Origin of the sequence: Pseudoalteromonas luteoviolacea S2607 (genome assembly GCF_001625575.1) — a bacterium.
Classification (GTDB): domain Bacteria; phylum Pseudomonadota; class Gammaproteobacteria; order Enterobacterales; family Alteromonadaceae; genus Pseudoalteromonas; species Pseudoalteromonas luteoviolacea_E.
Genome location: NZ_AUXV01000003.1, coordinates 16,162 through 30,530 on the forward strand (window position 1 = coordinate 16,162; position 14,369 = coordinate 30,530).

The window sequence follows — 14,369 nt, forward strand, 5'->3', positions numbered from 1 at the left end:
ATATTTCAGTTCGAATATTCACACCAATCAATACTGAAGGAAGTGAACCTAGTTGTATACTTTACGTATACGGTTGGCATTCTAGGGCAAGCACCCTCTTGATTATAATGAAGTTTTTATTAAAACTTACTTGTTACAATCATTTACAATTAGCTATTGAGTAAACAGCAATCATTCTCAACCTCCATATTCTCTACATGATTCAACGCTAAAATTAATAAAAAATAAATAAGAGAGCGAGTAATGCGTAGTTTGTTACTGATACTGATTGGTTTTTTTCTCATTCCAGCAGCTGCTGATGTACTACCAAATGTAAAACCAACTAGTGTTAACAAAGACACGCAAGTCGTAGCGATTAATAAAGCAGCGCGCTTCTATTTCGATTACGATGAAGAATTTCACAGCGCCTTTGACTTTGATTCCTTTTCACAGCAATTTAGACCAATCAATGACTTGAATAAAAAGCCCCAGAAAGAAATTTACTCTAAATGGGTCTACTTTAAAGTTGATAGAAAGACAGAAATTAGTGATTGGATGCTATCGTTCGGGTTTCCGAGGTTAGCGAAAGTGTCTGTTTATCAAAAGATGCCTTATGGATGGTTAGATGTCATAAATCTCACTGAAGCTGACCCTTTTAGTAAAAGGCCTATACAGGATCCACAGTTTTACTTACCACTAAAATTACATGAAGGGGAGAACACATTCCTCATCGAATATCAGACTTTTGCAAATGCACCTGCAAATATCAGATTGCACTCAAAAGAAAACTTTCTATTAGAATCACACAAAAGTCTAATAACCAACGCAAGTTTGGCGGGAGTAATCGCTGCAATTTTATTAATTGTATTGGTAAACCTTTTCTTCAATAGAAATAGCACTAATGTCTATTATGCGACATGGACTTTGCTGTTTTTTATGATCGTCATAGACACTGCTGGGTTTACATTCCAATACTTTTGGCCTGAACATAATGCATTTTCAGGAAAATTTTCGATTTTCTTAATGGCAACGGTCCCGCTATTTCATTTACTGTTTGTGAGAGGATTTTTGCAGCTTAAGCACTATCACCCTACGCTGAACAGGGTATATTGTACATTTATCTGTATTTACGCGGCACTCGTGCCAATCGCTTTATCTATTAACAGCGTATATTTTAACCTAATTCTGAGTACACTAGTCATACCAGTATTTGCATATACTTGCATGTGGAGTATAAAACAGAAAGGTCCTGGGATGAGGACATTTACATTTAGCTTGTTAAACCACTTACTGTTTTTGAACATTTTTACAATCGTTGGCGCAAGCTATGGCAATTTCATAGATGTGTTCGACATAACGTCATTTATAAAGATTGGGTATTTGATTGAGGTCTTGTTATTCACAATAGCACTTGCACTTCAACATAAATCATTACAGTCAAGATTACTTCATCAACTACAACATCAAGTACACGCTCTCAACCAGACTGTTAATACCAAACACAAAGAGGTAAATGACAAAGAAGTTCAGTTAAAAGCCAAAGAAGAAAAGCTATTTACTGATCTATCTCACGAACTGAGAACACCGCTTACCGTCATGAAAATTCAAGTCGAGTCTTTGCAATACAATATTGTCGATAACGTCCAAGACTCATACAACAAACTCATGACCAAAATCGACGAGTTACACGCGTTTATTGATCAACTAATGTTAGTTACAGACGATAAAGATATAGCAGCGTTACTGAACAAAGAGACCCTCAATGCAAAGGTATATATGAATGAAGTTTTCCAAACATGTATACAAGAAGGCGATCCTAAAAAGTCTAAGTTTAGCATCGCAAACTTCGTTGACGACCAACTTTCCATCACTGTCGACAAACAAACAATGGAAAATGCGATTCTAGAAGTTGTAAAGAACGCCTTGCGATTTGGCGGCGAAGATGTGGAAATTTCGCTCACGACATTGCAAGATGGGCATAATCTTATCGTCAAAATAGAAGACTCTGGCATGCCTTTATCCTACGAAGCACATCAGCAGTTATTCCAACCTTTGTTTAGAGACGAAGTATCTAGAAGCGCTATGCTTGGTGGTAAAGGGATGGGGTTAGCAGTTTGCAAAAAGATTATAGAATCCCATGAAGGTAAAATTGACTCTCACAATAGCTTACTCGGTGGGCTATGTATTGAAATCTCTTTACCAATTGAGGGAGTCTCCCAACAAAACTACGCTGTTGGCTAATACTACGAAGTTTAAATTTTTGCGCTATAACTTTTGTTAAAGTAGAATTCACCGTTCGAAAATTTGGGCGTTAAGTATGAGTAGTGTAGAGTTTTGGGAATCCAAGTCATTGGAACAAATGACAACAGCTGAGTGGGAGTCAATATGTGATGGTTGTGCAAAATGCTGCCTACATTCATTCATTGATTCGGATGAAGAAGACGATTTTGAGAGTACGGATTTTCTAAGAGAAGGTGAAGAGCTTTTATATACTAATGTTATTTGCCAATATAGCGACATAAATACGGGCGGATGCACGAGATATAGTGAACGACAAACGCTGGTCCCTAGCTGCGTTCAACTTACCAAAGAAAATTTGAAAGATATTTTTTTCATGCCCAAGTCGTGCAGCTATCGACGACTATATGAGGGAAGGGGGCTGGCCTCATGGCACCCACTAAGACACCAAGGTTCAAAAAGCGTAATGCACGACGCAGGTATTAGCATTAAAGACAAAGTAATTCTCGAGACCCAAGTTAATTTGGAAGAAAACTTTGAAGATCATATTGTAGAATGGCCTGAGCACGATCAAAACTGACACGACTTCGGCAAATCAAATCTATAAAATTTGTGTTCAATGTCTAGTTTGTAACTACAACTTAAAAGTATGAAAAAAGGTAGCTTGTTAGCTACCTTTTTTCATTTACTTGCTTTCGTCATCAGGCAAAGTTACGTTTAGCTCTAAAACGGCTAAATCGTCTTCATTTTGCTCAAACTGCACGTTTACAGCGTTTGAATCAACTTTTACGTATTTGCTGATCACTTCTAATATATCTTGCTTCAGTTGCGGCAGATAATCGGGCGTTCCCCTTTTAGAGCGCTCATGCGCAACTATTATCTGCAACCTTTCTTTTGCTAAAGAGGCGCTGCTTTTTTTCTCCGAACGGAAATAATCTAGTAAAGACAAATTAGCCTCCGAATATTCTTTTTAGTAAACCTTTCTTCTCGACATTTAAAAATCTAAAGTCGATTATCTCGCCCAATAAGCGATCAATTGCATCACTATAGGCTTGGCCAGCATCTGACTCGGAATCTAAAATGACTGGCTGACCAGAGTTAGACGCATTTAAAACAGCCGTTGACTCTGGAATAACACCCAGTAAGTCTATTGCTAAGATCTCTTGCACGTCTTCTACCGACAACATTTCACCTGTTGCCACACGCTCTGGATTATAGCGAGTTAATAAAAGGTGCTCTTTAACTGGTGACAAGCCTTCTTCAGCTCTTTTAGACTTACTTTGCAGGATACCCAGAATTCTATCCGAGTCACGAACTGATGAAACTTCTGGGTTTGTAGTAACAATCGCTTCATCGGCGAAGTAAAGCGCCATCATCGCACCCGCTTCGATACCAGCGGGAGAGTCACAAATAATAAAGTCGAAGTCCTCTTTTAACTCATTGAGTACTTTTTCGACGCCCTCTCTAGTTAGTGCGTCTTTATCACGCGTCTGAGAAGCCGGTAGAATAAACAGCTTTTCGACTCTTTTATCTTTAATCAGTGCTTGATTTAGGTTTGCTTCACCATTTATTACATTAACGAAATCATATACTACGCGTCGTTCACAACCCATAATAAGATCTAGATTTCGAAGGCCAATATCAAAATCGATAATGGCTGTTTTATACCCTTTAAGCGCAAGCCCAGTACCGAGCGCTGCACTTGATGTAGTTTTACCTACACCACCTTTACCGGAAGTTACGACAATAATTTTTGCCATTAGATTTATCCTTTGACCAAAGCTGTTAATTCTAAAGATTCATTTGTTTGGGTAATTTGACAAGGGTTACCCCAATACTCTCCCTGCAGAGAGTCGCTGATCCAGTAACTGCCGTTTACAGATACTAGTTCAGCTTCCAATTTTTGACAGAAAATACTTGCATTATCATTACCCTGTGCGCCTGCAATGGCTCTTCCACGCAATGTTCCGTAAATGTGAATATTGCCATCTGAGATAACTTCAGCACCATGACTGACCGCACCAATGACAATCAAATCACAGTCTTTCGCATAAATTTGTTGACCAGAGCGTACCGTGCCGTTGACGATCTTAGCGGGAACATAAACTTGTTTTTCAACAACTTCTGTCGTGGTTTGCGTTTTGATACTAGGTGCAACGTCTTTTGTGTAATTCAGAACAGACATGCCAATTGACTTGGCTTTTTCATTATGTTCTTCATTACCATTGCAAATACCAACAGGGTTTAATGACAAGTCACATAAAATGGATTTTAGATCAGACAAAACCAGTGGTTCGTCTTGAATCTGTGCTAAGTTAATGACGATTGGCGCACCTTTGAAAAATTTAGGCGCTTGCGATATTTTTTCACTCAGTTGTTCTTTTACAACATTCAAATCAGCGTTTAATAACTGCAGCACTGACAAAGTAAAAAGGTTTCCCTTTAGTTCAAAAGATTGTGTAGACATAAGCGCTCAAATATAACTGCGTACTCTTTATTAAATCTTATTCTGACCCCGTACTGTGTACGTTTGAGAGCAGCAAAACTTTCCAATTACTATATATGTCATGGTATAGTGCTGCTCTAAGATAAGCAAGAATTTATAGGGTTATAATGCTAAGTGCAGTTTATAAAAGTAGTAAAAAAGCCGATACCTACCTTTTTATTGAAAAAAGAGACGATTTCAGCAAAGTTCCAGCGCCTCTAATGAGCACTTTTGGCACCCCCATATATGTAATGTTAGTTGATCTTGCGAAAAGAGAAAAACTTGGGGTGGCAGATTTGGCATCGGTTAAGGAAAAATTAATCGAACAGGGCTTTTACTTACAGATTCCACCTCCACAAGATAACCTTCTGGATGAATTTAAAAAACGAAATGGAGCCAAGAGTGACTAAGACTTTAAAAGTATTACTTACTTCTCTGTGTTTTTCAGCTTCAGTGAGTGCAACAACACAAGCTGAATTTGATCTTTATCTCGACAAACTAAAAGCAGAAGCAATTCAAAAAGGGTATGAACAAACGCTTGTTGATACAGCCTTCGCAACTGCAAAATTTAAAAAAAAGGTCATCAAAGCTGATAAAACACAGCCTGAAATTGTAGAAACACTCGAAACCTATCTTCCTAAACGAGTTCCCGACTGGAAAGTCAAACGCGCAAGAAAACTCTACAAAGAAAATAAAGAGCTTTTAGACAAAATAGAGGCAGAGTTTGGCGTACAAGGACGATTCATAATCGCCCTTTGGGGCCTTGAAAGTAGCTTTGGACGAGTGCAGGGTGGTTACCCGGTAATAAGCTCATTGGTCACGTTGGCATTCGACGGACGAAGAGAAGCACTATATAAACGACAACTGTGGGCCGCGTTAGATATATTACGAGACGGCCACGTTGAAATAGACAACTTTAAGGGTTCATGGGCCGGAGCTATGGGGCAAACCCAGTTTATGCCAACGTCTTTTAAGTCATACGCTGTTGATTACAACAAAGATGGTCGTAAAGACATTTGGACTACCAAAGAGGACGCATTTGCATCAATCGCTAACTACCTAAAAAGTGTCGGCTGGAACAATAATCTAACTTGGGGAAGACAAGTTAAATTACCAGACGGATTCTCAGAAAACTATGTATTGAAACGCGGTACGCGTAACCATAGTCAATGGCTAGAATTCTTTTCGAACTCTGAGCGCACACTTGAAGATTGGCAAGCACTCGGTATTCGCCGTACAGATGGTACTGACCTTCCAAAAGTGAATATCACAGCAGCACTAGTCATGCCAGATGATATTAATGGTCGTATGTACCTTGCTTACGACAATTATAAAGCCTTGATGAATTGGAATAGAAGCTACTATTTTGTAACTAGTGTGGGCTATCTATCAGACAGGATTGGCTACCCAAAAATCTAACTCGACATTTTAAATGTGATAAAAAAGGCAGCTAAACTTCGCTGCCTTTTTGGTGGGCTAAAGAATGAAATTAGTAGTAAGTTAATTCTTGTGTTTTTCCCCAAAATACACGGTATGAGAAAATAGTGTATCCAATGATCGCTGGCACAACTAAAACGACCCCACATAACATAAATGTCAGCGCACTAGGATCAGCCAGAGACTCATATATCGTTAATTCATTTGGCACAACATAAGGGAAAAAACTGTACACTAAGCCGATGAAACACAATACGAACACCCCGCAACTCAAAGCAAAGGGCTTCCAGCTACCTTCTTTAGCACTGACGTTTCCCAAAATAGCAAGTACTCTGTCTTGAAATATAAACAGAGCGATACAAGCAAAAGGGATAGGGAGTAAGAGTACAGATAACTCAGTGCCAAACCATTTATCAGCTACAAAATCGTTGATAAGTGGGTTAACTAACGACACAGTAACAACACCGACTAGTGCAACCACATTAAAGCGTCTGCACCAATTTATTGACCGCTGATACACCGCGCCTGAAGTTTTCATTACTAACCAAGCCGAACCAATGAGCCCGTATGCGGCAATCACACCGATGCCACTTAACAATGCGAATGCATAGCTTTGTAAACTTGTATCAAAAGACATTACATACAAGCCAAGCATAAACCCTTGAGAAAATGCTGTAATAATGCTTCCGACTTTAAAGCTTACATCCCAAGCATCTCTGTATTTTGTTTTCGCTTTGGCTCTAAAATCAAATGCCACACCTCTTAATATTAAACCAAGTAACATCACAGCGACTGGCAGGTAGAGTGCTTGTAAAATAACAGAATGAGCTAAAGGGAAAGCGATAAGAGCCAAGCCAACTGCAAGCACGAGCCAAGTTTCATTAGCATCCCAGAAAGGGCCTATAGACGCTATCATGGTATCCGCTTGAGACTTATCATCTGTTGGTAACAAAATACCCACACCGAGATCATAACCATCGAGAATGGCGTAAACGAGTACAGCAAGAGCCATAAGCGCACCATAAAATTGTGCAAGAAAGTCAGCACTAAGCATATTGGCCTCCTCTGACATTGTTATTTAATTCATACTCTTCAACTTCAACGGCTTTATCAGCGGTATAGAATAACGTTTTAATATAGGCTGCTAGTAATAGCGCATAGACACTGAGGTAGCCAATAAGTGTGTATAATACGTGCTGGGCGGGTACCTGTGTCACTACCTCGTCGATACGAAGTAACCCCTGAACCATAAACGGCTGTCTACCAATTTCTGTAACATACCAACCAGCAAGCGTTGCAACCCAGCCAGAAAAGGTCATAGCAACGAGTACTTTTAATTGCCACTTAGGAAGGTTATCTCTCCTAAATAAAACATAGCGAGTAGTAGCAGCAACTAAAATCATTAATAATCCAAGACCGACCATGATTCTAAACCCAAAAAACACTGGCTTTACGGGCGGGTGCGCTCCCTCAAATTCATTAAGACCTTTAATTTCGCCGTCCATTTCGTGCGTTAGAATTAAACTGGCTAAGTTTGGTATCGCTATTTCGAATTCGTTTTCTCTAGTTTTCTCGTTCGGTATTGCAAATAGTAGTAGTGGAGCCCCTTTTTCAGTGTCCCAAACACCTTCCATTGCGGCTACCTTTTGTGGTTGATGATTAAACGTATTTAATCCATGTAAATCGCCAACAAAAGCTTGCAATGGCGTTAGTATAACAGCAACCGTGAGTGCTACTTTAAGCGTTAGCTTTGGTGCATGTTTATGATCATCTTTCAGTAATCTATAAGCGCTGATCCCTGCGACTAAAAATGATGCAGTAATCCCAGATGCTAATAACATGTGGCTTAAGCGATAACCAAACGACGGGTTAAAAATAATTTCAAACCAATCCTTCGGGTAAAAAACACCATCTATAATTTCGTGGCCTGTAGGTGTATGCATCCAACTGTTGAGAGATAAAATCCAAAAAGCAGAAATAGTGGTGCCAATTGCGACAATAACTGTAGAAAGGGTGTGTACCGAGGGGCTTACACGCTTCATTCCAAATAACATTACGCCTAAAAATGTCGCTTCCATAAAGAAAGCAGTCAGTACTTCATATCCAAGCAGCGGTCCAGCAATGTTACCTACGCGCTCCATAAAACCAGGCCAATTAGTGCCAAACTGAAACGACATAGTGATGCCACTAACAACGCCAAGCGCGAAGGTGAGGGCGAAAATTTTCACCCAAAACCGATAAGCCCGGAGCCAAACGGGCTGATTTGTTTGAATATATCTGACTTTAAAAAAAACCAAGAACCACGCTAAAGCAATGGATATGGTCGGGAAAAGTATATGGAAGCTTATATTAGTCGCGAACTGAATTCGCGACAGCAATAAGGTATCAAGCATGACACACCTCTGTTATTTACGACTTTTTCAATAACTTGTCCTTGAGGTCGATCACCTTACTTACTGATGAGCCAAGTTTCATCAGTGATTGCAATTGTTCAGGTGTCAACCTTTGCAATTCCGCCGACCACTTAGTTACTGTTTCAAGTAGATCGTGTATGGATTGCATTTGCTCCTGAGCGTACTTTTCTTCTGGTGAATTTGCTGAGTCCAATATTTGATCACGCAGCAATGTGAGAGTAGGGTCGATTTCTCGCTTACGTCTTTCTTCAAAAACTTTGTTAGCAAGGTCCCATATAGTACCGTTCGGAGCATAATATTCTTTTCTATCGCCAGGAACATGGTGCACTTTGACTAATTGCCAGGACTGCAACTCTTTAATACCCATGCTCACGTTACCGCGAGAAATTTTTAGCGCTTCAGCTATTTGATTCGCAGTGAGTGGATGCTCATTTATTACAAGCAACCCAACCATTTGCCCAATCGTTCTGTTAAATCCCCAACGACTGCCCATTTCACCGCAATGGAGCACGAAGTTTTCGATTTTTGGTGATAAGTTCATAATTCTAAACGTTCAGTAATTATTGAAAGTTAAATATATAAGGGTATTTGACTCAGATCAACTGAATTTTCAATTTTTTTTGAAAGTTCAACAAATCAACTTGTGTTTTATTTAACACAAATGAGCCAGTACCCATTCCCAGACTGTAATCTAGTCGCTTTTGCATAGTTTGTATATTGTGAAAGACACAACTTTTACATGTTTTGGTAAATATTGAAATTTGTGACGGATAATTAACCAAGTTTGTCTAGTTTTGGGTTTAGATTCTAAAGTTGAAGCGCTTGATAAGGAGTTTTAAAAGAGGTGTCTAGCGCACCTCTATTCTTGAATTGCGTTGCTTAAAAAAGCGAATTGTGATTATCGAAAATCAGCTAATCGACCAATTTTCCAACAAAAAAAGACTTTGAACAAAACACGATTACCCTTGAATAGAGACAACCTTTAGATAAGTTTTGTTTCTTCTAATTTTCTTAGCGCAAACCTGCCTCTTTCTGCTACGGCTGTAGATTTATCTGAGGCAAAAACGCTCGCAAAGTAAAACGCTTCTTCGCCCAGATTTTGAAGGTCTCGAATTAACATTTCTGCCGCAACGCGCCTAACAATCGAAGACCTATCAGAAGCAGAACTATTTAACAATTCGCTAAAAGATATATCAACATTAATTGCCCGCTTACCAATTACAGGTTTCATTTCCTGTTTGCAGAATCTTTTGTTGGTCCACTCTAACTGTCGCCTTTCTAACCATACCATCTTTTTCTCGAATAGGCTTCGATAAGCCCTTCCACGCACTGATGGCTGTATTGCATTTAAAGCTATTTCCATTAAACAACTGTCTAGTACGTCGATGCGCCCAATTTGCGCCATAAGATAAGTCATAGCCCCAGAGGTCGATGAAATAATTACCCCTTTCAATTCTCGAGCAATCATAGGCTTAGATACTATTTCCATAATTACATCTTTGTCTTGCTGCTCGATCCGTCCCCAAGAACTCCAAGTAAATAAAGTCGCTACAATTGCTTGTGCTACGAATTGTGGTTGCGAGTGCTCAGCAACTAATGGCAGCTGTCTTCTTGCTGCGCTTCGTACCTCAGATGACCAATCGTTTAGCCTTCTAAGTGCTAACGCGAAGAAAAAACTGTTAGGGGCTGGACTGCACAGTGCGCCAATTACATATTCTCTTTCAAACCCGTCTTTACTGATTAGATTTAGCCATGTCACCATGGGTTGATTTACTGATTTGTAATCGGTAAGAGAATTGTTACATTCATTCGTGTTTTCATGATATGTAGAACGTATTAATCTTTCCCAATAATCTAATTTAGTCAGTGGGATGCGGTCCGTGGCCTTTATAAGTACTGCCATATCGGACACGACTGTATTTCTTAAATTTATGCTCTTTGTATAATATGTAACCGCAGATAACACCGCGCGCTCTAGGCTCTGGTCACAAAGTTCATGCTTACTATTTATGTGTAATCGCTGCCCAGCTGCAATGTTAGTTTGTGCAAAATCAAGTTCCATACCTTTATCTATATTCTGAATTGAAGACGCTATGTTTTTAAAGCTGATAATAGTATCTGAAATAATTTTGCTGTATTGCAATTCTAGCTCGGATTCAGGTTTTGGGTGCTTATCGATTGTGTTTTCTAAAGTACGTTCAATTTCACTCGAAATTTTTTTTACTCTGTTTAAAGTCGTGACTAATTGGACATGCTGACGTAAAGCCGCAAAAGCAAATCTAATGACAAAAAAGGCGAAAATGCAAAAAGCGAGAATATGAAGCTCGATAAATCCCATTAAAAGTTGTCTTCTGATGTATTACACTGCAACGGATATTACAGACTTAATCACAATACACAAACTCCAAAAGCCAAAACAAAGCTATTGGCTCGCATTTAACAACATGGGTTGGCAATTCCATTCTAAGTACTTGTTGTGTAGTACGGACCTAGGCAGGGCGACTTCCAATAGTTTTAATTGTAAGAAGTCCATATTCGCCTCCACCAGATTCTAGGCGCTTTTTTATCCGTTGGTTAGTTCATAGCAAGGCCAATACTTTTTAATTCCCTTTATAATTTCACTCAGCTTATAATTAAACGCAACAGGACACTGCAATAAAGAAATCTATGGCTACAAAAACCTCTGAAATAGCACAGCTAGGACACCCAATATTGATGGAACACGCTAAGGTAGTTGAGGATATTAGTTCAAATCAATGTCAAAGTCTTATATCCGAAATGATGCGTACCGTTGAGCAAGCTGGTGGGGTTGGTATCGCCGCGCCACAAGTTTTTAACAGTGTGCGAATTTTTATTGTGTGTTCAAAACCTAATGCACGCTACCCAGATGCACCTTTAATGGAGCCAACTGCGATCATTAACCCAGAAATCATTGAATTTAGTATCGATAAGGAGAAGGGTTGGGAAGGGTGCTTAAGTGTACCGAGCATACGTGGGTTGGTGCCAAGGCACAAACAAATCAAAGTAAAATACTACGACCAACTGGGTCAACAACATCACGTAGTATACTCAGATTTTATTGCGCGAGTTTTCCAACATGAAATGGATCATCTAGACGGTTTAACTTTTGTAGACCGAGTAGAATCTGTACGTGACCTAGTGAGTGAAAGCTATTGGTATGAGCACTACGCACCGAGTGCATAGGATGACACTGTGTCGTCAAATCATCCCGCATCACCTGAATCACGCGTGAATTAAACTCTTCACCCAAAAACTGCTGCTAATGGTCCACGTTTTCAAAACTATATAAATGTATTTCTAAACGCATTACAACAGCCAAAGTTTAGGAATTTTAACTCCCATAGGAGTAAACCGTTTCTAATAAACTAAAATAAACAGATTAACCAGATGCCCATTAAAACTGAAAACATGCCTAACACGAACAAAACCTTTTTTGAGGCAGAAATTGACAAAATTTATGAAAGCGGTCCCTTTAGTCGCCAAATGTATTTGCAAGTAAGGCAATCTAAACACTTTATGGAGCTTTACTATATGAATAAACTAGAACTAGATGACCTTGCTAACGCGGCTTTTTTATCGCGCTTTCACTATGTAAGAGTATTTAAACGTATGTACGGACTAACCCCAAGAGTATACTTAAGGAATTTGAGGCTTAACAAAGCCAAAGACCTTATTAAAAATGGAATTTCTATAACGACTGTTTGCTTCGATATTGGCTATGAGAGCCCATCGACGTTCTCTTCAGTTTTTAAAAAGTGCACAGGCTACTCACCCAAGGAGTATCAGCAACTACATAGCGCAATCTAGAATAAGTTTTTTATCTAGGCTCAAGTTAACCTAAGGCTGTAATCATCATCAAGATTAAGGTACTAAACATGTTGAAAATCTATGTAACGAGCATTCATGTCGATAACCAAGAAAAAGCGTTAAATTTCTATACTAAGATTTTGGGTTTTATCAAAAAAAATGAAGTGCCGTTAGGTGAACACAAATGGTTAACCGTTGTTTCGCCTGATGAGCAATTAGGTGTTGAACTTTTACTAGAGCCAATGACCTTTGAACCAGCGAAAGTGTATCAAAAAGCCCTCAAAGAAGCTGGAATTCCTTGCACTTCATTTGAAGTTGATGATTTAGAGAGAGAGTTTGAAAGGCTAAAGCTATTGGGAGTGCAATTCTCCATGTCCCCAAAGGAGGCGGGGACAGTAAAAATAGCAGTACTAGATGACACTTGCGGTAATTACATTCAACTAATGCAGCAGTTGTAATTTTCAACCAAGGTAGCTTATTTGATGTACCGAGAAAAACTTCAGTCTTGGGCACTGCCGTTGAGGTCGTTGGCTATAATGGCAAAGTGATATAGCAATACGAAGATTAATACTAATTGAAGTCTAACTTTAAGTCCTGCAGGTCATTTCTCACTACTATTCAATACGTAGCTGGTTAGATAAAAAGGCTCACCCGGGCGAGTGAGCCTTTGGTCGTTGAGATGTAAAGGTTAGATTATTGATGTTTTCCAACTTCCCAGTTGTTCTTATGTAATAGAGTTTCACCAGCGTCTATTGCACCTGACTCAAGCGTTGTGCCCATCGAGTCATTCCAGCGGTTTAAGTAGCCAAATAATGATATTACACCTAGGATCTCGACAACTTCACCATCATCCCAGTGTTTCTTAAGTTCAGTTTGAATATGCTCATTTACAGCGTTAGGGACACTTGAGGCTGCTAATGCAAATTCGAAAGCTGCTTTTTCAGCTTCGCTAAACACGTCATTTTCTCTAAACTGCCAAATTTGCGCGAGCCTTTCATCTGTACCGCCATAGCGCTGCGCAGCTAGGATTGTGTGGGCTTCACAGTAACGACAACCTGTATTGGCGCTTGTAATGTAACCGATGAAACGTTTAAGTTCTGACGTCACTCTTCCGTGATTTTCCATAACCGCTTTATTTAGATTAATAAATGCGCGCGCGATTGCTGGCCTAATCTGCATCGTCAACACACTATTAGGACAGAACCCCAATGTTTCGTTAAAGAATTTTGCAAGCTCTGTCACTTCTTGGTCATGATCTTGTGAAAGGGGTGTCACTAAAGGCATAATCAGCTCCTGTTGAATTTCATTTTTTGTTGCATATGCAACACAACATAACCTCGGAGAAGTAAATTGTCCAGCGATAATCCATATAAAAACTCATTAAATAATCGACTTAAGGCATTTGAGCTATCCGATTCAGAGCAGAATCAACTCGCATTAGATACGCACATTCCCTTTCAAATAGCCGTTGTTAGTAACTTACTGTCAATTTCTAGAGACCCAATTATTAGAAACTTAACAGACTTGGATACACGAGAGCTGCGCATTTTGGTCAACATTGGGTCATATGGGCCAATCGCTGCTTCTGATATTGCTTATCAATCTAGACTGGACCCTTACTCAATTACGAGAGCCATTGCCGCTTTAGCAAAAAAAGAACTTGTTACATATCAAGAAGGCGCTTCCAGAAGCAAGCCTGTTTTGCTTACCGACCGAGGCAGAGAAATTTACGAGAAAGTGATTGAACATTTGAAAGCGAGAGAGGAAAAACTGCTTGTCCCCCTTTCCGTAAACGAGCAACAATTATTGCGAGATTTGCTACAAAAACTAGAATTAAACGCTGAAGCTTTGCTAGCGACGGAGGTTTCAGACTGTCAAAGGGAAGGGCTAAGTGTCACGCGAGACCACAAAGAAATTGAGCGTTGGTTCAAACGGACTAAAAAATGACCAATTAACACATAGTTAAAAAGCGTACACACTTTTTGCAC

At 39.4% G+C, this 14,369-nt stretch carries 16 protein-coding genes; 8 read left to right on the forward strand and 8 right to left on the reverse strand.

The genetic code is table 11. The annotated features are described in order from the left end of the window. The first annotated feature begins 243 nt into the window (after positions 1 to 243). Together N480_RS02400 and N480_RS02405 are read left to right on the forward strand one after the other, a co-directional pair. Positions 244 to 2,220 (forward strand): 7TM diverse intracellular signaling domain-containing protein, encoded by a 1,977-nt coding sequence (locus N480_RS02400; RefSeq protein WP_063370939.1) that lies wholly within the window; start codon positions 244 to 246, stop codon positions 2,218 to 2,220. Positions 2,221 to 2,296: 76 nt separating this feature from the next. Next, positions 2,297 to 2,797 carry a YcgN family cysteine cluster protein gene (locus N480_RS02405; RefSeq protein WP_063370940.1) on the forward strand — a complete coding sequence of 167 codons (501 nt, stop codon included), beginning with the start codon at positions 2,297 to 2,299 and terminating at the stop codon, positions 2,795 to 2,797. Between the two features lie 105 nt (positions 2,798 to 2,902). On the opposite strand, the gene minE is transcribed toward N480_RS02405, so the two are convergent. The 3 genes from minE to minC are packed head-to-tail and all read right to left on the reverse strand — an operon-like array spanning position 2,903 to position 4,684. Further along, positions 2,903 to 3,166, reverse strand: a complete 264-nt coding sequence (minE, locus tag N480_RS02410; protein ID WP_063358211.1) for a cell division topological specificity factor MinE — start codon at positions 3,164 to 3,166, stop codon at positions 2,903 to 2,905. A 1-nt stretch (position 3,167) separates the two neighbouring features. Further along, positions 3,168 to 3,977 carry a septum site-determining protein MinD gene (minD, locus tag N480_RS02415; protein ID WP_063370941.1) on the reverse strand — a complete coding sequence of 270 codons (810 nt, stop codon included), beginning with the start codon at positions 3,975 to 3,977 and terminating at the stop codon, positions 3,168 to 3,170. A 5-nt stretch (positions 3,978 to 3,982) separates the two neighbouring features. Then, complete coding sequence (gene minC, locus N480_RS02420; RefSeq protein WP_063370942.1) at positions 3,983 to 4,684, reverse strand: septum site-determining protein MinC; 702 nt, start codon at positions 4,682 to 4,684, stop codon at positions 3,983 to 3,985. Positions 4,685 to 4,830: 146 nt separating this feature from the next. Between minC and N480_RS02425 the strand changes: the two genes are divergently transcribed. Continuing rightward, on the forward strand, positions 4,831 to 5,112 hold the full coding sequence (locus N480_RS02425) for a YcgL domain-containing protein (RefSeq protein WP_063370943.1): 282 nt from the start codon (positions 4,831 to 4,833) through the stop codon (positions 5,110 to 5,112). After that, positions 5,105 to 6,121: a lytic murein transglycosylase gene (locus N480_RS02430; protein ID WP_063370944.1), complete on the forward strand. Its 1,017-nt coding sequence runs from the start codon at positions 5,105 to 5,107 to the stop codon at positions 6,119 to 6,121. Before N480_RS02425 ends, N480_RS02430 begins: the two co-directional genes overlap by 8 nt. A gap of 70 nt (positions 6,122 to 6,191) precedes the next feature. Here the strand turns inward: N480_RS02430 and cydB are convergent, their stop codons facing one another. The 4 genes from cydB to N480_RS02450 all read right to left on the reverse strand — a co-directional run bounded on the left by cydB (position 6,192) and on the right by N480_RS02450 (position 10,891). Next, complete coding sequence (cydB, locus tag N480_RS02435; RefSeq protein WP_063370945.1) at positions 6,192 to 7,193, reverse strand: cytochrome d ubiquinol oxidase subunit II; 1,002 nt, start codon at positions 7,191 to 7,193, stop codon at positions 6,192 to 6,194. Beyond that, positions 7,186 to 8,532 (reverse strand): cytochrome ubiquinol oxidase subunit I, encoded by a 1,347-nt coding sequence (locus N480_RS02440; RefSeq protein WP_063370946.1) that lies wholly within the window; start codon positions 8,530 to 8,532, stop codon positions 7,186 to 7,188. The genes cydB and N480_RS02440 overlap by 8 nt, the downstream gene beginning before the upstream one ends. Positions 8,533 to 8,548: 16 nt before the next feature. Next, positions 8,549 to 9,094, reverse strand: a complete 546-nt coding sequence (locus tag N480_RS02445; protein ID WP_063358218.1) for a GbsR/MarR family transcriptional regulator — start codon at positions 9,092 to 9,094, stop codon at positions 8,549 to 8,551. A 441-nt stretch (positions 9,095 to 9,535) separates the two neighbouring features. Beyond that, positions 9,536 to 10,891 carry a hypothetical protein gene (locus N480_RS02450; protein WP_081231714.1) on the reverse strand — a complete coding sequence of 452 codons (1,356 nt, stop codon included), beginning with the start codon at positions 10,889 to 10,891 and terminating at the stop codon, positions 9,536 to 9,538. A gap of 329 nt (positions 10,892 to 11,220) precedes the next feature. On the opposite strand from N480_RS02450, the gene def reads away from it, so the two are divergent. The 3 genes from def to N480_RS02465 all read left to right on the forward strand — a co-directional run bounded on the left by def (position 11,221) and on the right by N480_RS02465 (position 12,839). Continuing rightward, a complete protein-coding gene (gene def, locus N480_RS02455) occupies positions 11,221 to 11,757 on the forward strand; it encodes a peptide deformylase (protein WP_063370947.1) in 537 nt (178 codons plus the stop codon). Between the two features lie 348 nt (positions 11,758 to 12,105). Next, positions 12,106 to 12,381: a helix-turn-helix transcriptional regulator gene (locus tag N480_RS02460; RefSeq protein WP_196761436.1), complete on the forward strand. Its 276-nt coding sequence runs from the start codon at positions 12,106 to 12,108 to the stop codon at positions 12,379 to 12,381. A 68-nt stretch (positions 12,382 to 12,449) separates the two neighbouring features. After that, complete coding sequence (locus N480_RS02465; RefSeq protein ID WP_063370948.1) at positions 12,450 to 12,839, forward strand: VOC family protein; 390 nt, start codon at positions 12,450 to 12,452, stop codon at positions 12,837 to 12,839. Positions 12,840 to 13,074: 235 nt separating this feature from the next. On the opposite strand, the gene N480_RS02470 is transcribed toward N480_RS02465, so the two are convergent. Continuing rightward, entirely contained in the window at positions 13,075 to 13,665 is a 591-nt protein-coding gene (locus tag N480_RS02470; protein ID WP_063370949.1) for a carboxymuconolactone decarboxylase family protein, read from the reverse strand. A 66-nt stretch (positions 13,666 to 13,731) separates the two neighbouring features. On the opposite strand from N480_RS02470, the gene N480_RS02475 reads away from it, so the two are divergent. Beyond that, positions 13,732 to 14,328 (forward strand): MarR family winged helix-turn-helix transcriptional regulator, encoded by a 597-nt coding sequence (locus N480_RS02475; RefSeq protein ID WP_063370950.1) that lies wholly within the window; start codon positions 13,732 to 13,734, stop codon positions 14,326 to 14,328. Positions 14,329 to 14,369 lie beyond the last annotated feature (41 nt).